Genomic DNA, 18,337 nt, shown 5'->3' with positions numbered 1-18,337 from the left:
GCATCGCCACCAGTTCCAGGGATCGAACGATGAAGATCATTGCCTGCGGCAGCACGCCGACCGTCATCGCACCGGAAAAGTACTTCACCGGCCGGGTGCTGCAGACGCCGATCATCGAGAAGGAGGCTCCGGCACGGCTGCGGGCGACATTGGTCAGCTTCGAGCCGGGCGCGCGGACCCACTGGCACACGCATCCGCTTGGCCAGACGCTGTACGTCACGTCGGGCGCCGGCCTCGCCCAGACCTGGGGCGGTCTCATCCAGGAGATCAGGGCAGGGGACGTCATCTCGTTCGCGCCAGGCGAAAAGCACTGGCATGGCGCCGGGCCGAAAACGGCCATGACGCATATAGCCATGCAGGAAGCGCTCGAGGGCGTGCATGCCGACTGGCTGGAAGCGGTGACGCCGGCCCAATATGGCGGCTGAGTACCGTGTCGAGCCGATCTAAAAACCCGGCGTTTGGCCGGGTTTTGTTTTCACGATCAGGTCAGTGATGCCGTAAAGCGCTGGATGCGCGTGCACGCCTCCTCCAGCAGCGTCTCCGACGTGGCGTAGGAGATGCGGAAGTTCGGACCGAGGCCGAAGGCCGAACCGAATACCACCGCCACGCCCTCGGCCTCGAGCAGCTCCGAGCAGAAGGCCTCGTCAGTGTCGATCACCTTGCCGGCCTTGGTCTTCTTGCCGATCAGCTGGGCGCAGGACGGATAGACGTAGAAGGCGCCTTCCGGCGACGGACAAGAGATGCCGCGCGCCTGGTTGAGCATCGAGACGACGAGATCGCGGCGCCCCTGGAAGATCGCCTTGTTCTTGGCGATGAAGTCCTGCGGGCCGTTCAGCGCTTCGACCGAGGCCCATTGCGCGATGGTGCAGGCGCCCGACGTCTGCTGGCCCTGGATCATGTCCATCGCCTTGATCAGCTGGATGGGACCCGCGGCGTAGCCAATGCGCCAGCCGGTCATGGCATAGGCTTTTGACACGCCGTTCATGGTCAGCGTGCGCTCATAGAGCTTCGGCTCGACCTCGGCGATGGTCTTGAAGATGAAGTCGCCGTAGGTCAGATGCTCGTACATGTCGTCGGTCAGCGTCCAAACATGCGGATGCCTGAGCAGCACGTCGGCGAGCGACCGAAGCTCGGCCTCGGTGTAGGCGGCGCCCGACGGGTTCGACGGCGAGTTCATCAGCAGCCACTTTGTGCGCGGCGTGATGGCCTTTTCCAGCACAGCGGCAGTGAGCTTGAAGCCATTGTCGATCGAAGTGTCGGCGAACACCGAGGTGCCGCCGCAGATCGCCACCATCTCGGGATAGCTGACCCAATAGGGGCGTGGGATGATGACCTCGTCGCCGGGATTCAGCGTCGCCATGAAGGCGTTGAACAGGATCTGCTTGCCGCCAGTACCGACGATTGTCTGTTCGGGCTTGTAGTCGAGATTGTTCTCGCGCTTGAATTTCTTCGCGATCGCTTCGCGCAGCGGCGCGATGCCAGACACCGGCGGATATTTGGTCTCACCACGGCGGATGGCCTCGATCGCCGCATTCTTGATGTTATCGGGCGTATCGAAATCCGGTTCGCCGGCACCCAGGCCGATGACGTCGCGGCCGGCATTTTTCAGCTCGCGGGCTTTCTGCGTCACCGCGATGGTGGCGGAAGGCTTCACGCGGGAAAGGGTGTCGGCAAGGAAGGCCATGACCTTTTTTCTCTCCAGAAAGGATCAGCGCGGCCAGGAGCGGCCGCGGCGCTTCTCATGTCGCATCATTCCCGTGAGTGCAAGCATTGTCGGCTGGGCCAGTGCCGCAAGGAGGTCAATGAGCCGTGATCGGCAACAGAAAGTTCATTAACGGGCGGTAGAGGCTTGCGTGGCAGGATCGTAACCCAATTGCGCCAGTTCGCGGAGCGAGGAACCTTGTCGCGCAGCATCGGGCTTGCCCATATCATCCGTCATGATGACGGCACCTCGTCAGGTGTCTGGGGCATTTATACGTTGCAAAGCGCCTTCCAGCCGATCTTCGCCTTCAGGGAAGGTAAGCTGTCGGTTGCCGCCTTCGAGGGCTTGATCCGGCCGTTCCGCGACGGCGAGCCGCAATCGCCAATGAGCTTCTTCAGCACCTGCCCGGCCGCCGACCGGCTTCATGTCGAGGCGCTGACCAGGACGCTGCATCTGCTGAATGCCGGCGCCTGCCTGCCGCAGGAAGCGTCGATCTTCGTCAATTTCGATCCGTCGGTGTTCACCGAGCGCGCCGTTGCCGACAATGCCTTGCGCGAAATGCGCCTGGTGCTGCACGAGGCCGGCATCGATCCGGGCCGTGTCGTGTGCGAGGTGACCGAGCAGCGTCCAGCCTCGCAGGAGACCCTGCACGGTTTCGTCGCGGCGTTGAAGGGCAACGGCTTTCGCATTGCCGTCGATGACTATGGCGCCGACGATTCCGACATCAACCGCATCAAGGAGTTGAAACCCGACATCGTCAAGTTCGATGCCCACTGGATCACGCAGTTGATGGAGTCCGGCGCCGGCTTCGCGCTGCTGACGTCCATGGTGAAAAGCTTCGAGGCACAAGGCATCCGCACCGTGTTCGAGGGCATCGAGGAAGGCTGGCAGCTGGAGCTGGCCGAGAAATCCGGGGCTTCGATGGTCCAGGGTTTCGTGCTGGCACGGCCGGAACTGGCGCCGACCAGCTTCCGCGTCTTCGGCGAGGACGGGCCATCGCCTGCCGCCGACAGTGCATCTTCCGTCCCGGCAGCCGCGCCGCATACCGCGCGGGCGGCGAAAGCCTTTGGGCGCAGGGGCACACGATGAGGCCCGAGCGGCGGCGCGATGTCGGCGATGCGATCTTCATGGACGAGGTCGGTATCGAATATGGCGTTTATGGCGACTTCCGCCTGCGCAGCGCCTACCAGCCGATCTTCGCGCCGCGCGGCCGCTTCCTGCACGCAATCGCGGTCGAGGGCCTGATAGAGCCGCATCGCGCCGGCCGGCCGGGCGCCGCACGGGCGTTCTTCGAAGGCGTCGCGGCCGAGGACCGGCTGTTCGTCGAAACCATGTGCCGCGTGCTGCATCTCAGGAACTTCCGCAACATCGGCGTCGACGGGCTCGATCTGTTCTTCAACTACAATCCATTGGTCAACGCCCATCGGGGCCGGGCCTTGGCCGAAATCCGGCTGATGAGCAGGCATCTCGGCGAGCTCGGCCTGGCCCCCGGCATGCTGGTCTGCGAAATCACCGAACAGGCGGCCGACGACACGCTGCTGGCCAGGCTGGTGCGCGAGATGCGCCGCGACGGCATCCGCATCGCCATCGACGATTTCGGCACCGGCCACTCGACCGAGGAGCGGGTCAGCCTGCTCAAGCCCGATATCGTCAAGATCGACGGTGGCTGGTTCGCGCAATTCTGCCGCCACGCCGCCGCCGAGCGGTTCTTCCGCCCGCTGGTCTCCAGCCTGCACGACCGCGGCGCCAAGGTCCTGGTCGAGGGCATCGAACAGCCCACCCATCTGCGCGTCGCGCTCGATGGCGGCGTCGACCTGCTGCAAGGTTTTCTACTCGCCCGGCCGGCGCTGGCCGGGGTGATCTTCGACGAGCGACCGCTCGCCATCGACGCGCTGCTGGGCAGGGACAGCAAGGTGGTGCCGCTGTTCGGGTAGCGCCGTGTGCTACACATCAGCGGCGCTGATCGTCGCGCCAAAACTAATCATTGGTGAGGACGGCGCGGCTACGATAATCGCGTCTGCACATGGCAGCGCTCGGGGGACCAGCGATGATACTTTACAGCATGATCGACAGCGGCAACTGCTACAAGCCGCGCCTGCTGATGGCCAAGCTCGGCCTCCCTTTCACCACTGTCGAGGTGAGTTCGCACACGGGCGATACGCGAAAAGCGGATTTCGTCGCCAAGAATCCGAACGCCATGGTGCCGCTGCTGGAGCTCGACGACGGAAGGCGGATCGCTGAATCCAACGCCATCCTGCTCTACCTCGCGGAGGGCACGCGCTTCCTGCCCGCGGACAAGTATGAGCGCGGGCTCGCCTATCAATGGCTGTTCTTCGAACAGTACAGCCACGAGCCCTATATCGCCGTGCGCAAGGCGCTGCTGACCTTTCCCGAAAGGGCCAAGGACGCGACGCCGGAGCGGCTGGCGGTGACACTGGAGCGCGGCAACAAGGCGCTCGGTGTCATGAATAAATACATGGAGAACAACGCGTTCTTCGCCGGAAACGCCTACAGCGTCGCCGACATCGCGCTCTACGCTTATACGCATACGGCGGAGCAGGGCGGCTTCCAGCTCGACGCCTATCCGGCGGTGGCTGCGTGGCTTGACCGCGTGGTGGCGGATCCGGGGCACGTCTCTATGGAGTGGGTAGGGTAATTTTATCCTCAACCTCGCCACCGCCCCGCGGCTCTTTTGGGCGAGGCGCGCCAAACAGGCGCGAGGCCCGGCCACCCATCGTCCGAGAAGCTGCGCGGGAGCTATTTCAACAAATGGTCGTAGTAGGCATGGGTGCCGATCCAGAACCAGATCACATCTTCATTGTTGCGTATGGCAACAGCCCGGTAGTTTCGTCGACCCGCGCCGACCAATAGCAACCTACCTGCTTGAAATGTAAGGAGGGATGAAAAGGATCGGAACGCAGTATGACAAAACGCCTGTCCGCCTTTGCTTTGTTCGACGACGACAGTTTTTCATAAGCCTTCCAGAATGATGGAGAGGCGACGTTGTTCACAGAGGCCGAGTCCGGCCGGCGCGATGGTCAGCCAATGCCTGTTCGGCAAGCTTGTCCAATCGCCCCGCCCTCACGTCGGTCTCGATCTGCCGATCCCACAGGTCCGCCTGGAGCGCCTCGAACCATGCGGCAAACGCCTTCAGCTCCTCGGGGCTCAGTTCGGTGATGGACTTTTCGATTTGCTCAAGCTTGGTCATGGCCGGATAATACCACTCTAGTGGTATCACAGGTGGGACTCCAGGTTCGGCTTTACATGCCTGGAATCCAGGCAAATAAAAAGGCGGGACAATGCCCGCCTTCCCATTTCGGTAGCCTGATCGGGAGCGTCCGGTCCGGGCTGGCAGCTATCTGCTGATCCGGCTTGTCGGGTCTTTCCGCTCCGGCGCGCTTCTCGCGCGACCGTCAGTACATCCGTGACTTGCCGCGCGCCCCGGGCTGTCGCCCGGCGCGCGCCATTTTCAAAATCAGGCTGCCTTGCTCAGAGATCCAGCGGACGACTTGCCAGTGCGGCGGTCCTGCTCGATCTCGAAGTTGATCTTCTGGCCTTCGACCAGGGTCGACAGTCCAGCGCGCTCGACAGCGGAGATGTGGACGAAAACGTCCGCGCCGCCCGCGTCAGGCTGGATGAAGCCGAAGCCCTTGGTGGCGTTGAACCACTTGACCGTTCCAGTTGCCATAAAAATAGTCCTTCACATTTGCTTTGGTTTGACCGAACCGAGGTCCAGCCGGTGTGCATCGAGATTTTGGAGATAGACGTCAGCAAACGCGAAGATCGCGAGGCCCGGATCGATCGGCCGAAATATCAATGGGGCTGATATAGGCTGCTTTCGCACGAAATACAAGACTGCGTGAGAAAGCCGTGATCGAGGGACCGCCCAACGGCCGCCCCAATCCGGTGAAACCGTTGCGTCAGATGGCGCTGTCCGTGGGCCGCGCATCAGGGGAGAGGACCATGAAGACCGTTGTTCTGGCAGCATGCCTGACGCTGGTTGCCGCCAAGGCGCAGGCGATCTCGCGCTACGATCCGACGCGGATGGAGTGTGGCCGCGTACAGGCGACGATCGCGCGGCAGGGCGCCGTCATCCTGCGTTACCAGTCGAGGCGGGTACCGGGACTGCCACTCTACGACCGCTACGTGCAGAGCCAGCAATTCTGCACCATGGGCGAGGTGAGGACACGCGCCTATGTGCCGAGCGCCGATACGAAATCCTGCCTGGTCTACAATTGCAAGCGACCGGACAACGACCGGCGTTTCCGCCGGCGGTTTTTTCATAACGACTAGGCCATAGCCTGGCGCGGCTGCTATCGCGTCAAAATCCGAACGAGACCTGCGCTGGCGGCGGCGGGCCGACGCGCACGCCTTCCATGGCCAGCATCTTTTCCTTGGTGGTCGAGCCGCCGGGCGCGGAGAAGCCGCCGATCTTGCCGCCGGCGGCGACGATGCGGTGACACGGAATGACCAGAGGCACCGGATTGGCGCCAAGCGCGGCACCCGTTTCGCGCGGCAGGCCGGCATGGCCGGCGCGCTTGGCCAGTTCGCCATAGGTGGTGGTTTCGCCATAGGCTAGCTTTCGCGCCGCGCCATAGATGGCGAGGCGGAAATCGTCGATGCCGTCGAGATCGACCGGCACGGAGGAGAAATCGACGTCCTCGCCTGCCGCATAGGACTTGATCGAGGCGATCAGCTCGACCACCCATGGCGGCTGCACGGTAGCGGCCGAAACACCGGCATGGCGCATCAGCCGCCGCTCGACCGCCTCGCGGCTGCGTTCGGGCAGGCAGAGCCGGATCAGGCCTTTTTCGCTCCAGGCAATGCCCATGAAGCCGATCACTGTTTCTAACACTGCGTGGCCGGCTGTGATCTGCGACGGCGTTTGCATGGCGTGCTCCTTTCGCAAAATGGCCAGAAACCGGCATTCATGCCGGTACATATCAGGAACAATATGGCATTTCGGCCCGAGTCTCGCCACCTGAAAACCACCTGAGCGCCCCGATTGCTCGCCAGGAATCGCTGGTGTAAGGGATTTCTTAACATCCGACGAACCGGACCCGAACGCGGCTTGCCAGCAAAACAAACCCTTATCGCGCTCGGCGTGATCGCGGCCATGGCCTGCGTCAGCGGTTGCACGTCGACATCGCAGATGAAATCCGCGTCTTCCCTCACCGAAACAGCGACCGTCGCCGGCACCGATGCCGGCTTCACCATACCGTTGCCGGAGACGGTTTCGGTGCTGCCGGAACCGTCGGGGATTACGCCCGTTCAAACCGCTGAGTTGCCCGCCGGCCCGACCACACAGGCGGCCGCGGCAACCGCGGCCTTTGCCGGAGCGACCCCAACCGCACCGGCCGTGCCGGCGGTGATGACCGCCAATGCCTGGCAGGCGCCGCCGCCGGCTGGCGCCGGCGCACCAATCAAGGCGGCAGCCACCTACGCCACCGCCGGGCTCATCGTGCCGGCGATCGCCAGGAACGATCAGAAAGCCATGCCCGGCGTGCAGCAGGCAGCCTATGTTGTGCCGCAGAATCCGGCTGCCCTCGTCCAGTTTCCTGCCGCTCCGGTGCAGGAAGAGCATGCGACCGGCGTGCGCGGCGATATCGACCGGCTGATCGTAAAATACGCCGCGTTTTATCAGGTGCCGGTCGACCTTGTGCGCCATGTAGTCAACCGCGAAAGCACCTTCAATCCCAAGGCCTACAACAACGGCCATTGGGGGCTGATGCAGATCAAGCACGCGACGGCGCGCGGCATGGGCTATGACGGACCGGCCAGGGGCCTGTTCGATGCCGAAACCAACCTGAAATACGCCGTCAAATACCTGCGTGGCGCCTGGCTGGTGTCGGACGGCAACGCCAAGCGCGCCGACTGGCTCTATCAGACCGGCTACTATTTCGACGCCAAGCGCAAAGGCCTGCTCGAGGCGACCGGCCTCGGCGTCGACCGCAAGCGGCGCCGCCTGCTGCCCGACGCCTGAGCGAAATGCCCGAACCGCGCCCGCCGGCTCCGAACGACATCCGGCTGCGCAAGATCCTCGACGAGACGCTGGTTCCCGCGCACTGGTCGGATGGCTTTGTCATGCGCACCCTCGAGCCCGGCGATGCGCCGGCCTTGCATGCGCTGCTGACCGAAGTGTTCGGCGATGGCGCCGACGGCCCGTTCGACGAATGGTGGCCACGCATCTCAGGCGACCCCGAATTCGATTCTGCGCTCTGTTTCCTCGTCATCGACGCCAAGGGCCTGCTGGTGGCGGCGGCGCTGTGCTGGACGAGCGCCTTCGTCAGGGATCTCGCCGTGCATCCGCAGGCGCGCGGCAGGGGCATCGGCGAGGCGCTGATGTGGCACGCCTTCGCCGTCTTTCGCGAACGCGGCGCAGACCATGTCGACCTCAAGACCAATACGGTGGAAAACGCCGCCGCTGTCAGGCTCTATCAGCGGCTTGGGATGAGCCCTGTCGCCTGGGAAGGCTGAAGCCGCGGCCCGGCCCACCGCCGCTCGCGGGCATCGCTCGGGAACCCAGAGCGCCGCTCCGCATTCAAAGAGTGGTGGAGGGGTCCGACGAGCTTCCGGAGCCTCGAAGGCTTGCGTCGCCGTTCCGAAAGGAGATCCTCCGCCGCCATGAGGCTCTTTCACGCATTTGCCACGTTGGTCGCTGCCGCGATGATTGCGGCTGTGCCTGCGCGAGCCGTCGAATTGTCGATCGTATCGGGCGACACAGGAATCGGCATCAAGGTGCTGCGTGAAATCCTCGACCGCTATGAGAAGGGCAGCGGCAACAAGGTCAGCATCGTCGTCATGCCGGCATCCGGGACCGACCAGTTCGGCCAGTACAGGCTGTGGCTTGCCGCCGGCAATAGCGATATCGACGTCTACCAGACCGATGTGATCTGGGCGCCGCAGCTCGCCAGCCAGCTCGTCGACCTGACCGCGGCGACCAAGGATGTCGTCGGCGCCCATTTCCCCTCGATCATCCAGTCGCAGACCGTCAACGGGAGGCTGGTGGCGCTGCCGATCTTCACCGATGCGCCGGCGCTCTACTACCGCAAGGACCTGCTCGACAAATATGGTGCCAAGGTGCCTGCCACCTGGAAGGAGCTGGCCGATACCGCCAGGCTGGTCATGGACAAGGAACGGGCTGCCGGCAACAAGGATATCTGGGGCTTCGTCTTCCAGGGCAATGCCTATGAGGGGCTGACCTGCGATGCGCTTGAATGGGTGATGTCGAATGGCGGCGGCCAGATCATCGAGCCGGACGGCACCATCTCGATCAACAATGCAAAAGCGGCGGCAGCGCTCGACATGGCCAAAGGCTGGGTCGGAACCATCGCGCCACCCGGCGTGCTGGCCTATCAGGAAGAGGAATCGCGCGGCGTGTGGCAGACCGGCAATGCCCTCTTCATGCGCAACTGGCCCTACGCATATGCGCTCGGCAATTCCGAAGGCTCGCCGATCAAGGGCAAGTTCGACGTCGCGCCGCTGCCGGCCGGCACCGGCGAAGGCGCGCGGCCGGCGGCGGTGCTGGGTGGCTGGAACCTTGCCGTGTCCAAATATTCCAGGCACCCGGACGCGGCGATCGGGCTCGTCAAATTCATCGCCTCGCCCGCGATGCAGAAATACCGCGCGCTGAGGAACTCCAGCCTGCCGACCATCCAGGCGCTCTATGACGATGCCGACATCGCCAGGCAACAGCCGATCGTCCCGCGCTGGAAGCAGATATTCCTCAATGCAGTGCCGCGTCCCTCGGCCGCGGCCAAGATCAAGTACAACGAGGCGTCGAGCCAGTTCTGGAACGCCGTCCACAAGACGCTGTCGGGCGATGGCACCGCCGGCGACAATCTGGCCGACCTCGAAGCCATGCTGACAAGGCTGAAGGGGCGTGGCTGGTGACGCCACAACGCGCCTCCATATCCCGCCCAGCAGGAGGGATGAAAGAAGCGGAGCCGATGCCTGAAGCCGTGGCGACCCACCGCCCGCGCTCGCGGCTGATGCGACAGCGCGTGCGTTCGGCCTGGCTGTTCCTGGCGCCGATGCTCCTGGTGCTCGCCGCCGCTGCCGGCTGGCCGCTCGCCCGCACGGTCTATTTCAGCTTCACCGACGCTTCGCTGGCCGACCTCGACGCCCGCCAGTGGGCAGGCTTCGCCAATTACTTCTCGGTGCTGCGCATGCCGAGCGGCCGGGTGCTCTACGATGGCGTGCTGGCCGATTCGGTCTGGTGGAGCGCCGTCTGGAACACGGTGCGTTTCGCGGTGATTTCGGTCACCTGCGAGACGATCCTCGGCATGGTCGTCGCGCTGGTGCTCAATGCCGAATTCCCGGGCCGCGGCATCGTCAGGGCGGCGATCCTCATCCCCTGGGCGATCCCGACCATCGTCTCGGCCAAGATGTGGCAGTGGATGCTCAACGACCAGTTCGGCATCATCAATGTGGTTCTGCTCAATCTCGGCCTGATCGACACCAAGATCGCCTGGACGGCCAACGCGGACACGGCGATGGCCGCCGTGCTGGTCGTCGACATCTGGAAGACGACGCCGTTCATGGCGCTGCTCATCCTTGCCGCGCTGCAGATGCTGCCGCGCGAGATCATCGAGGTCGCCAGGCTCGACGGCGCCAATCCGTGGCAGATCTTCTGGCGGGTGACCTTGCCGCTGATCCGGCCTGCGGTGATGGTGGCGGTGATCTTCCGCGCGCTCGATGCGCTGCGCATCTTCGACCTGATCTATGTGCTGACGCCCAACAACGTGCACACCAAGTCGATGTCGGTGTTCGCGCGCGAGAACCTGTTCGAGTTCGACAAATTCGCCTACGGCTCGGCCGCTTCGACGCTGCTGTTCCTCATTCTTGCGCTTCTCACCATGGCCTATATCCGGATCGGCGGGGTCAGCCTCGAGGGCGGGCGCTGAGATGTGGATCCTGAAGCGGACGGCTTTCTACCTGCTGGTCGCGGCCATCGTGCTGGTCGCGGTATTCCCCTTCTATTACGCCATCGTCACCAGCCTGAAATCGGGCACCGAACTGTTCCAGGCCGACCTCTGGCCGAAGACGTTCAGCCTCGGCAATTATCGCAACGTGCTGACCGAAGGCGCCTTCGCACGCAACCTGATCAACTCACTGGTGGTCTCCGGCGCGGTCGTCGCGCTCTCGCTGTTCCTCGGCGTCACCGCGGCCTACGCGCTGGCGCGCATCCGTTTTCGCGGCCGCTCAGCGCTACTATTCGCCATCCTGTCGGTATCGATGTTCCCGCAGGTGGCGGTGCTGGCCGGACTGTTCGAACTGGTGCGGATGTTCGGCCTCTACAATTCGCTTCTCGCGCTGATCTTCTCCTACATGATCTTCACCTTGCCGTTCACCGTCTGGGTGCTCACCGCCTTCGTGCGCGACCTGCCGGTCGAGGTCGAGGAGGCGGCGATCCTTGACGGCGCGACGCCGTGGATCATCATCACGCGCATCTTCCTGCCGCTGATGTGGCCGGCGCTGGCGACCACCGGGCTGCTCGCCTTTATCGGCGCGTGGAACGAGTTCCTGTTTGCGCTGACATTCACCTCCAACAACGCCCAGCGGACCGTGCCGGTGGCGATCGCGCTGCTTTCGGGCAATTCGCAGTTCGAGATCCCGTGGGGCAACATCATGGCCGCATCGGTGATCGTCACCGTGCCGCTGGTGCTGCTGGTGCTGATCTTCCAGCGCAAGATCGTCTCCGGCCTCACCGCCGGCGGCGTGAAGGGGTGAGGAGAAAATGTCGGAACCGGCCGCAGCGGCGCGTCCTTAGGTCTTAGAGCAACCGCGCCGGGACGCCGGCGCTGTGACCAAGGAGCCGATCATGATCACCTTCCCCAACGAATCCGCCAAATACCGCGCCGCCCGCGAAAAGCTGCTGAAGAAGGAAATCGAGCTGCGCCGCGCCATGGAGGATGTGGCCGTGGCACGCCGCGCGTTGCCGCCGGGCGGGCTGGTGCCACAGGATTACGTGTTTGATGGGCTGGATGCCGAGGGCAGGGCGGCCGAGATAAAGCTGTCGCAACTGTTCGCACCCGGCAAGGACACGCTGATCCTCTACCAGATGATGTTTCCGCGCCATCCGCAGGAGACGCGCGACGTGGCAATGACGGGCGGCACGGCGAAGCTGGCTCGGCCGGACCAGCCATGCCCGTCCTGCACGGCGCTGCTCGACCAGTTCGACGGCGCGGTCGGCCATCTCCAGGCGGCCGGGTTCAACTTCGCCGTGGTGGCGAAAACGGCGCTCGAAAACCTCGTCACGCTCGGCCGGGACCGTGGGTGGCAAAAGATGCGGCTGGTGTCGTCGGCCTCCAACAGCTTCAAGCGCGACTACAATGCCGAGGATGCCGACGGTGCGCAGATCCCGCTTTTGTCGGTGTTTCATCGCGACGCTGACGGCATCAGGCATTTCTGGTCGTCCGAACTCGGCTTCGCCCCGCCGGAGCCCGGCCAGGACCCGCGCGCCATCGGCACCTGCGAGATCCTGTGGAACCTGATGGATTTCACCCCGGAAGGAAGGCCGAACTGGCACGAGCAGCTGCAATATGGCGAGGCATGCTGCCATTGACGGCAAGGCGCCCGGCGCAACTTCCGCTCATCTGCGGCGTTGGAATCCCGAGGGAACCATTCCGACCGGAGATTGCAGATGAAAACGCTTCTGACCATGACCGCCGCGGCCTTGCTTGCCGCCGCGCCCGCCGCGCTTGCCCAATCCACCGCCCAAACGACGCCGTTGGCGGCCGACAGCAAGGTCGACACGCAGACCTTCATCAAGACGGTGCCCGGCGCCAACGAGTTCGAGATTCAGTCGAGCAAGCTCGCCGAGCAGAAATCGGCGTCGGCCGACGTCAAGGCCTTCGCCAAACAGATGATCGAGGACCACACCAAGGCCGGCGAGGACTTCAAGGCGGCGCTCGCGCAGGGCCAGACCACCGCCTCGACCAAACCGGCCGGCCCGGCGCTTCAGCCGAAAGAACAGGGCCAGCTCGACGAGCTCAAGGCCGCCAGCGGCAAGGACTTCGATACCAAATACATCATGATGCAGACAGCAGCTCACAAGGACGCCGTCGCGCTCTTCAGCACCTACGCCCAATCGGGCGATGATCCGGCGATGAAGGAATTCGCCAAGAAGACGCTGCCGACGCTGAAGATGCACGAGAAGCATGTGAAGGAACTGGGCGCGGCGCATCAGGGGTGAGGGTGTTTCGACAGGAGCTGAACGGCAGACGATAGCATTCTACGGCGCCCCCCTTTGTCCTGCAGGACATCTCCCCCTCAAGGGGGGAGATTGGCTGTTGCGAATGCTTTCGCCAAATTTTCGGCGTGGGCAGAAAGAGCGCCGGGGCCGAAGCTGCCAATCTCCCCCCTTGAGGGGGAGATGTCCGGCAGGACAGAGGGGGGCGCCGTAGGGCGCGACGGCTCACATATCGCAACAGGGTTCTTCCCAGGCATGCGTGGCACTACACTGCCGCACCACCCCGAGAGCACCCATGCCCAAACTCGGCCTCGCATCCCTGCCCATCCGCAAGGGCTCGGGCTACCCCGCGCCCTTCGATGCCCCTTGCGTCGATCGCACGCGCCGCCGGCTTGGCGATGCCGGCGGGCTCACCGATTTCGGCGTCAACCTGATGACGCTGCCGCCCGGCGGCTGGTCCAGCCAGCGCCACTGGCACAGCCACGAGGACGAGTTCGTCTATGTTTTGGAAGGCGAGCTGACGCTGGTCGAGGATGGCGGCGAGACGCTGCTCAAGCCCGGCGACTGTGCCACCTTCGCCAAGAACAGCGGCAACGGCCACCATTTGATCAACCGCTCATCCACGACGGCGCTCTATCTCGAGGTCGGCTCGCGCAACCCCGACGATGTCATCACCTGCTCCGACATCGACATGATGAGCCCGACTTCGGATGGACGCTTCCTGCACAAGGATGGCACGCCCTATCCGGGACAAGGGTGAAGGCTGGACAACGCGTCGGCGCCAGCCCCCTCTCCGTCCCGGCTTCGCCGGGCCACCTCTCCCCCACCTTGTGGGGGCGAGGAACCCAAGCGTTCCGGTGTCGCGACCTCAGTGATTGGCTTTTCCTCGCCCCCATGAAATGGGGGAGAGGTGGCCCGGCGAAGCCGGGACGGAGAGGGGGAGCGCCCTACGAGATTTCGCAGGCGAGGGACGAGTTCCGGCTCTGGACTGCGGGTCGGCGCTGGCGTTCCCCGGCCGGCACTATAAGCTCCCCCAAACCCAGGGAACATCACCATGAAAAAAGAAATCATCGAAGTGCCCGTCATGTCGGACAAGGTGCGGGCGCTCGGCGTGCCCTGTTCGACGGCGGTGAGGGCCAACGGCTTCGTGTTCATCTCGGCGACACCGCCGGTGGACATGGTGACCGGCGAGATGGTGCGGGGCGACATCGAGGTGCAGACCGAGGCGTCGCTGAAGGCGCTGAAACACTGCCTGGAAGCGGCCGGCACCTCGCTGGACAATGTCGTGATGGTGCGCATCTACGCCGTCAATTCCGGCTTCTACAACGCGATCAACCGGGTCTATGCCAGGTATTTCTCGACCAACCCGCCGGCGCGGAGCTTTGTGCCGGTGGCTTCTTGGCCGATGGAGTTTGACATCGAGATTGAGTGTGTGGCGGTGGGGTGAGCAGGCTCCAATGGCCTGCATCCAAGTGAAGAGTAACCCCACTCCTCTACCTCGCCAAGGGGGAGAAGTTTTCTCTGTCGCAGATACAGCAGATTCTAGATACGTTCGGTCAATGGTCGAAGCAAATTGAAGGTGTTTCTAAAACGAACCGGAATAAAAAGAGCCTAACGTTTCCAAAGAACAGTGTCGATTCGTCTGCCGACTATTTGATAGCGCTTAAGAATCCGAGGAGAAAGTGACCTTTGATTTCCCGTGGGAGTCATCGTCTCGGAATTTTTTACTGATTGGCTGTCGCCTTAAGCAAAATACTCCTGCAGCGGCCTGACCTCCAGGCTCCCCGCCTTCAGCGCCGCGATCGCTTCCGCCACCGCGGCCGCGCCCGACAGCGTCGTGTAATACGGCACCTTCTGCATCAGCGTCGCGCGGCGCAGCGACTTGGAGTCCGACACCGCCTTCTGCCCATCCGTCGTGTTGAAGACGATCTGGACCTGGCGGTTGCGGATGGCGTCCTCGATGTGGGGGCGGCCTTCGAGCACCTTGTTTATCTTCTCGGCGACGACGCCGTTTTCGGCGAGGAAGCGGGCGGTGCCGGAGGTGGCCATCACCTTGAAGCCTAGCCCGGCGAGGCGTTTGACCGCCGGCAATATGCCCTTCTTGTCCTCGTCGCGCACCGAGACGAACAGCGTGCCGGAGCGGGGCAGGTCGACGCCGGCGCCCAACTGGCTCTTGGCGAAGGCCAGCGCGAAGTCGCGGTCGAGGCCCATGACCTCGCCGGTCGAGCGCATTTCCGGGCCGAGCAGAATGTCGACACCGGGGAAACGGGCGAAGGGGAAGACGGCTTCCTTGACCGCGATGTGGCCCGGGTTCCTGGGGTCGGGCATGGCGCCGTAATGGGCGAAGGCGTCTTCCAGGCTCTCTCCGGCCATGATGCGGGCGGCGATCTTGGCGATGGGGCGGCCGATGGTTTTGGCGACGAAGGGCACGGTGCGCGAGGCGCGCGGGTTGACCTCCAGCACATAGACCGTGCCGTCCTTGATCGCGTATTGCACGTTCATCAATCCGCCGACATTGAGCGCGCGGGCAAGGGCCGCCGTCTGCCGCTCCAGCTCTTCGACCAGCTCCGAAGGCAGCGAGTGAACGGGGAGCGAGCAGGCCGAGTCGCCCGAATGGATGCCGGCCTCCTCGATGTGCTCCAATATGCCCGACACGAAGGTCGCCTTGCCGTCGCAGAGGCAGTCGACATCGACCTCGATTGCGCCCGAGAGATAGGTGTCGAACAAAAGCGGGTTCTTGCCCAGCAGCGTGTTGATCTGGCCGGTCTTGTCGTTGGGGTATTTCTGCTTGATGTCCTCCGGCACCAGGCCGGGCACGGTGTCGAGCAGGTAGGATTGCAGCATGCCCTCGTCATGGATGATCTGCATGGCGCGGCCGCCCAGCACATAGGAGGGGCGCACCACCAGGGGGAAGCCGAGCTCGCCGGCGACGAGGCGGGCCTGCTCGACCGAATAGGCGATGCCGTTCTTCGGCTGGCTGAGATTGAGCTTGTGCAAGAGCTTCTGGAAGCGGTCGCGGTCCTCCGCCAGATCGATCATGTCGGGCGAGGTGCCGAGGATCGGGATGCCGGCCTTCTCCAGCGCATCGGCGAGCTTCAGCGGCGTCTGGCCGCCGAATTGGACGATGACGCCGACCAGCTCGCCCGAGGCCTGCTCGGCGCGCAGGATCTCCAGCACGTCCTCCGCCGTCAGGGGATCGAAATAGAGCCGGTCCGACGTGTCGTAGTCGGTCGACACGGTCTCCGGGTTGCAGTTGATCATGATCGCTTCATAGCCGGCGTCGCGCAGCGCAAACGCCGCGTGGCAGCAGCAATAGTCGAATTCGATGCCCTGGCCGATGCGGTTCGGACCGCCGCCGAGGATAACCACCTTCTTGCGCGACGACACCTGCGCCTCGTTGGCGAGCGCGCCGGCGAAGGGCACTTCATAAGTGGAGTACATGTAGGCGGTGGGCGACGCGAACTCGGCCGCACAGGTGTCGATGCGTTTATAAACCGGATGAACGTCGAGCTTTTCGCGAATCTTCTGAACGACTTCCACGTCGCTCTTCGTCAGCGACGCGAGGCGGGCATCCGAAAAACCCATGGCCTTCAGCATGCGCAGATTGGCGGCGTCCTCAGGCAGACCGTGCTCGCGGATGCGGGCTTCCATGGCCAGGATGCCGGCGATCTGCTCGAGGAACCACGGATCGATCTTGCACATTGCGTGCACGTCTTCGAGCGAGGTGCCCATGCGGATCGCCTGCGCCACCATGCGCAGCCGGTCGGGCGTCGGCGTGCCCAAGGCGGCGCGGATCGCGTTGCGGTCGTCGGCGCTGTTGGCGGAGCCAAGGCCGGGGATCTCGATCTCGTCGAGGCCGGTGAGGCCGGTCTCCAGACCGCGCAAAGCCTTCTGCAAGGATTCCTGGAAGGTGCGGCCGATGGCCATGACTTCGCCGACCGACTTCATGGCGGTGGTCAGCACCGGCTCGGCGCCGGGGAATTTTTCGAAGGCGAAGCGCGGGATTTTCGTGACGACGTAGTCGATGCTGGGCTCGAACGAGGCGGGCGTGGCGCCGCCGGTAATGTCATTCTCGAGCTCGTCCAGCGTGTAGCCGACGGCAAGCTTGGCGGCGATCTTGGCGATCGGGAAACCGGTCGCCTTGGAGGCCAGTGCGGAGGAGCGCGAGACGCGCGGGTTCATCTCGATGACAACAAGGCGGCCATCGGCCGGGTTGACGGCGAACTGCACGTTGGAGCCGCCGGTCTCGACGCCGATCTCGCGCAGCACCGCGATCGAGGCGTTGCGCATCATCTGGTATTCCTTGTCGGTCAAGGTCAGCGCCGGCGCGACGGTGATGCTGTCGCCCGTGTGCACGCCCATCGGATCGATGTTCTCGATGGAGCAGACGATGATGCAATTGTCCGCTCTGTCGCGGACGACCTCCATTTCGTATTCCTTCCAGCCGAGCACGCTCTCCTCGATCAGCACTTCGGTGGTCGGCGAGGCGTCGAGGCCGGACTGAACGATGTCGAAGAATTCGGCCCTGTTGTAGGCGATGCCGCCGCCGGTGCCGCCCATGGTGAAGGAGGGGCGGATGATGGCGGGCAGGCCGACATGGTCGAGCGCCTGGGCGGCGATCGCCATGGCATGGCTGATGTAGCGCTGCTTGCGGTCGCCTTCGCCGAGGTTCCAGCTTGTCTCCAGCGCGTCGAGCGCGGCGTCGAGGTTGTCGGGCTTTTCGGCCTTCAGTGCCGCGCGCTCGGCCTCATGCGTCTTGCGGTCGGCGTTCTTGACGTCGGTGGCGTTGGCCAGCATCGACTTCGGCGTTTCCAGGCCGATCTTCTTCATCGCCTCGCGGAACAGCGCCCGGTCCTCGGCCTTGTCGATGGCCGTGGCGTCGGCGCCGATCATCTCGACATTGTAGCGCTCCAGCACGCCCATGCGGCGCAGCGACAGCGCGGTGTTGAGCGCGGTCTGGCCGCCCATGGTCGGCAGCAGCGCGTCGGGCCGCTCCTTGGCGATGATCTTGGCCACGACTTCGGGGGTGATCGGCTCGATATAGGTGGCATCGGCCAGTTCCGGATCGGTCATGATGGTGGCCGGGTTGGAATTGACCAGGATGACGCGGAAACCCTCTTCCTTCAGCGCCTTGCAGGCCTGGGTGCCGGAATAGTCGAATTCGCAGGCCTGGCCGATGACGATGGGGCCGGCCCCGATGATCAGGATCGACTTGATGTCGGTGCGTCTTGGCATCTTTATGAATTCCGTTCGGCGAGCGGCTTGCACGAAAAACCGGGACGGGAGACCCGGCCGGTTGTGCTTGCGATTCTGGTATCAGGCTAGGAGGGCCTTATAGGGAAGAGTTTTGCCTGATGTAACCCCGAAAATGAGGGCAGTAGGGCAGTAGGGCAGTAGGGCAGTAGGGCAGTAGGGCAGTAGGGCAGTAGGGCAGTAGGGCA

19 protein-coding genes and 1 pseudogene are annotated in these 18,337 nt (G+C 63.9%); 14 read left to right on the top strand and 6 right to left on the bottom strand.

Going from position 1 to position 18,337, the window contains the following annotated elements; all coding sequences use genetic code 11:
• The first annotated feature begins 29 nt into the window (after nucleotides 1–29).
• Complete coding sequence (locus FJ986_RS21320; RefSeq protein ID WP_140495951.1) at nucleotides 30–425, top strand: cupin domain-containing protein; 396 nt, start codon at nucleotides 30–32, stop codon at nucleotides 423–425.
• A gap of 56 nt (nucleotides 426–481) precedes the next feature.
• Here the strand turns inward: FJ986_RS21320 and FJ986_RS21315 are convergent, their stop codons facing one another.
• Nucleotides 482–1,684 carry a pyridoxal phosphate-dependent aminotransferase gene (locus FJ986_RS21315; protein WP_140657109.1) on the bottom strand — a complete coding sequence of 401 codons (1,203 nt, stop codon included), beginning with the start codon at nucleotides 1,682–1,684 and terminating at the stop codon, nucleotides 482–484.
• 216 nt (nucleotides 1,685–1,900) lie between these two features.
• Here FJ986_RS21315 and FJ986_RS21310 point away from each other — a divergent pair, with 216 nt between their 5' ends.
• The 3 genes from FJ986_RS21310 (at nucleotide 1,901) to FJ986_RS21300 (ending at nucleotide 4,358) form a co-directional block, all read left to right on the top strand.
• Nucleotides 1,901–2,791, top strand: a complete 891-nt coding sequence (locus tag FJ986_RS21310; protein WP_140556021.1) for an EAL domain-containing protein — start codon at nucleotides 1,901–1,903, stop codon at nucleotides 2,789–2,791.
• On the top strand, nucleotides 2,788–3,636 hold the full coding sequence (locus FJ986_RS21305) for an EAL domain-containing protein (RefSeq protein WP_140495948.1): 849 nt from the start codon (nucleotides 2,788–2,790) through the stop codon (nucleotides 3,634–3,636). Before FJ986_RS21310 ends, FJ986_RS21305 begins: the two co-directional genes overlap by 4 nt.
• Before the next feature lie 113 nt (nucleotides 3,637–3,749).
• Nucleotides 3,750–4,358, top strand: a complete 609-nt coding sequence (locus FJ986_RS21300) for a glutathione S-transferase family protein (protein ID WP_140666127.1) — start codon at nucleotides 3,750–3,752, stop codon at nucleotides 4,356–4,358.
• 101 nt (nucleotides 4,359–4,459) lie between these two features.
• Here FJ986_RS21300 and FJ986_RS30980 read toward each other — a convergent pair.
• From FJ986_RS30980 to FJ986_RS21285, 3 genes and pseudogenes are all read right to left on the bottom strand, one after another.
• Nucleotides 4,460–4,713 (bottom strand): annotated as a pseudogene (locus FJ986_RS30980) (hypothetical protein).
• A complete protein-coding gene (locus FJ986_RS21290; RefSeq protein WP_140556015.1) occupies nucleotides 4,710–4,910 on the bottom strand; it encodes an iron-containing alcohol dehydrogenase in 201 nt (66 codons plus the stop codon). Before FJ986_RS21290 ends, FJ986_RS30980 begins: the two are co-directional and overlap by 4 nt.
• Nucleotides 4,911–5,177: 267 nt before the next feature.
• On the bottom strand, nucleotides 5,178–5,390 hold the full coding sequence (locus FJ986_RS21285) for a cold-shock protein (protein WP_010910991.1): 213 nt from the start codon (nucleotides 5,388–5,390) through the stop codon (nucleotides 5,178–5,180).
• Between the two features lie 275 nt (nucleotides 5,391–5,665).
• Between FJ986_RS21285 and FJ986_RS21280 the strand changes: the two genes are divergently transcribed.
• Complete coding sequence (locus FJ986_RS21280; RefSeq protein WP_140675544.1) at nucleotides 5,666–5,995, top strand: hypothetical protein; 330 nt, start codon at nucleotides 5,666–5,668, stop codon at nucleotides 5,993–5,995.
• Between the two features lie 28 nt (nucleotides 5,996–6,023).
• Here the strand turns inward: FJ986_RS21280 and FJ986_RS21275 are convergent, their stop codons facing one another.
• A complete protein-coding gene (locus FJ986_RS21275; protein WP_140675541.1) occupies nucleotides 6,024–6,593 on the bottom strand; it encodes a methylated-DNA--[protein]-cysteine S-methyltransferase in 570 nt (189 codons plus the stop codon).
• Between the two features lie 180 nt (nucleotides 6,594–6,773).
• Between FJ986_RS21275 and FJ986_RS21270 the strand changes: the two genes are divergently transcribed.
• The 9 genes from FJ986_RS21270 to FJ986_RS21230 all read left to right on the top strand — a co-directional run bounded on the left by FJ986_RS21270 (nucleotide 6,774) and on the right by FJ986_RS21230 (nucleotide 14,343).
• Entirely contained in the window at nucleotides 6,774–7,685 is a 912-nt protein-coding gene (locus tag FJ986_RS21270) for a lytic transglycosylase domain-containing protein (RefSeq protein ID WP_140675538.1), read from the top strand.
• Between the two features lie 5 nt (nucleotides 7,686–7,690).
• On the top strand, nucleotides 7,691–8,179 hold the full coding sequence (locus FJ986_RS21265; RefSeq protein ID WP_140675535.1) for a GNAT family N-acetyltransferase: 489 nt from the start codon (nucleotides 7,691–7,693) through the stop codon (nucleotides 8,177–8,179).
• 147 nt (nucleotides 8,180–8,326) lie between these two features.
• Entirely contained in the window at nucleotides 8,327–9,595 is a 1,269-nt protein-coding gene (locus tag FJ986_RS21260) for an ABC transporter substrate-binding protein (RefSeq protein ID WP_140675532.1), read from the top strand.
• Nucleotides 9,596–9,693: 98 nt separating this feature from the next.
• Nucleotides 9,694–10,608, top strand: coding sequence for a sugar ABC transporter permease (locus FJ986_RS21255; RefSeq protein ID WP_181181907.1), 915 nt, complete (start codon nucleotides 9,694–9,696; stop codon nucleotides 10,606–10,608).
• 1 nt (nucleotide 10,609) lies between these two features.
• Complete coding sequence (locus FJ986_RS21250) at nucleotides 10,610–11,434, top strand: carbohydrate ABC transporter permease (RefSeq protein ID WP_140582062.1); 825 nt, start codon at nucleotides 10,610–10,612, stop codon at nucleotides 11,432–11,434.
• Nucleotides 11,435–11,525: 91 nt separating this feature from the next.
• On the top strand, nucleotides 11,526–12,269 hold the full coding sequence (locus FJ986_RS21245) for a DUF899 family protein (RefSeq protein ID WP_140675526.1): 744 nt from the start codon (nucleotides 11,526–11,528) through the stop codon (nucleotides 12,267–12,269).
• A gap of 78 nt (nucleotides 12,270–12,347) precedes the next feature.
• Entirely contained in the window at nucleotides 12,348–12,899 is a 552-nt protein-coding gene (locus tag FJ986_RS21240) for a DUF4142 domain-containing protein (RefSeq protein WP_140516783.1), read from the top strand.
• 292 nt (nucleotides 12,900–13,191) lie between these two features.
• Entirely contained in the window at nucleotides 13,192–13,656 is a 465-nt protein-coding gene (locus tag FJ986_RS21235; protein WP_140675524.1) for a cupin domain-containing protein, read from the top strand.
• 294 nt (nucleotides 13,657–13,950) lie between these two features.
• Entirely contained in the window at nucleotides 13,951–14,343 is a 393-nt protein-coding gene (locus FJ986_RS21230; protein ID WP_140675521.1) for a RidA family protein, read from the top strand.
• 296 nt (nucleotides 14,344–14,639) lie between these two features.
• Here the strand turns inward: FJ986_RS21230 and carB are convergent, their stop codons facing one another.
• The gene (gene carB / locus FJ986_RS21225) at nucleotides 14,640–18,131 is read right to left on the bottom strand and encodes a carbamoyl-phosphate synthase large subunit (RefSeq protein WP_140675519.1); all 3,492 of its coding nucleotides are present in this window, start codon (nucleotides 18,129–18,131) and stop codon (nucleotides 14,640–14,642) included.
• Nucleotides 18,132–18,337 lie beyond the last annotated feature (206 nt).

The organism is Mesorhizobium sp. B1-1-1 (assembly GCF_006442955.1).
Classification (GTDB): domain Bacteria; phylum Pseudomonadota; class Alphaproteobacteria; order Rhizobiales; family Rhizobiaceae; genus Mesorhizobium.
This window is presented reverse-complemented; position numbering and strand designations above follow the sequence as displayed.

Bases quoted from the DNA above. Each gene is read 5' to 3' on its own strand.
- FJ986_RS21320 (WP_140495951.1), top strand. From the start codon at position 30: ATGAAGATCATTGCCTGCGGCAGCACGCCGACCGTCATCGCACCGGAA.
- FJ986_RS21260 (WP_140675532.1), top strand. From the start codon at position 8,327: ATGAGGCTCTTTCACGCATTTGCCACGTTGGTCGCTGCCGCGATGATT.
- FJ986_RS21235 (WP_140675524.1), top strand. From the start codon at position 13,192: ATGCCCAAACTCGGCCTCGCATCCCTGCCCATCCGCAAGGGCTCGGGC.
- FJ986_RS21300 (WP_140666127.1), top strand. From the start codon at position 3,750: ATGATACTTTACAGCATGATCGACAGCGGCAACTGCTACAAGCCGCGC.
- FJ986_RS21265 (WP_140675535.1), top strand. From the start codon at position 7,691: ATGCCCGAACCGCGCCCGCCGGCTCCGAACGACATCCGGCTGCGCAAG.
- FJ986_RS21230 (WP_140675521.1), top strand. From the start codon at position 13,951: ATGAAAAAAGAAATCATCGAAGTGCCCGTCATGTCGGACAAGGTGCGG.
- FJ986_RS21275 (WP_140675541.1), bottom strand. From the start codon at position 6,593: ATGCAAACGCCGTCGCAGATCACAGCCGGCCACGCAGTGTTAGAAACA.
- FJ986_RS21315 (WP_140657109.1), bottom strand. From the start codon at position 1,684: ATGGCCTTCCTTGCCGACACCCTTTCCCGCGTGAAGCCTTCCGCCACC.
- FJ986_RS21250 (WP_140582062.1), top strand. From the start codon at position 10,610: ATGTGGATCCTGAAGCGGACGGCTTTCTACCTGCTGGTCGCGGCCATC.
- FJ986_RS21305 (WP_140495948.1), top strand. From the start codon at position 2,788: ATGAGGCCCGAGCGGCGGCGCGATGTCGGCGATGCGATCTTCATGGAC.
- carB (WP_140675519.1), bottom strand. From the start codon at position 18,131: ATGCCAAGACGCACCGACATCAAGTCGATCCTGATCATCGGGGCCGGC.
- FJ986_RS21245 (WP_140675526.1), top strand. From the start codon at position 11,526: ATGATCACCTTCCCCAACGAATCCGCCAAATACCGCGCCGCCCGCGAA.
- FJ986_RS21280 (WP_140675544.1), top strand. From the start codon at position 5,666: ATGAAGACCGTTGTTCTGGCAGCATGCCTGACGCTGGTTGCCGCCAAG.
- FJ986_RS21285 (WP_010910991.1), bottom strand. From the start codon at position 5,390: ATGGCAACTGGAACGGTCAAGTGGTTCAACGCCACCAAGGGCTTCGGC.
- FJ986_RS21240 (WP_140516783.1), top strand. From the start codon at position 12,348: ATGAAAACGCTTCTGACCATGACCGCCGCGGCCTTGCTTGCCGCCGCG.
- FJ986_RS21255 (WP_181181907.1), top strand. From the start codon at position 9,694: ATGCGACAGCGCGTGCGTTCGGCCTGGCTGTTCCTGGCGCCGATGCTC.
- FJ986_RS21290 (WP_140556015.1), bottom strand. From the start codon at position 4,910: ATGACCAAGCTTGAGCAAATCGAAAAGTCCATCACCGAACTGAGCCCC.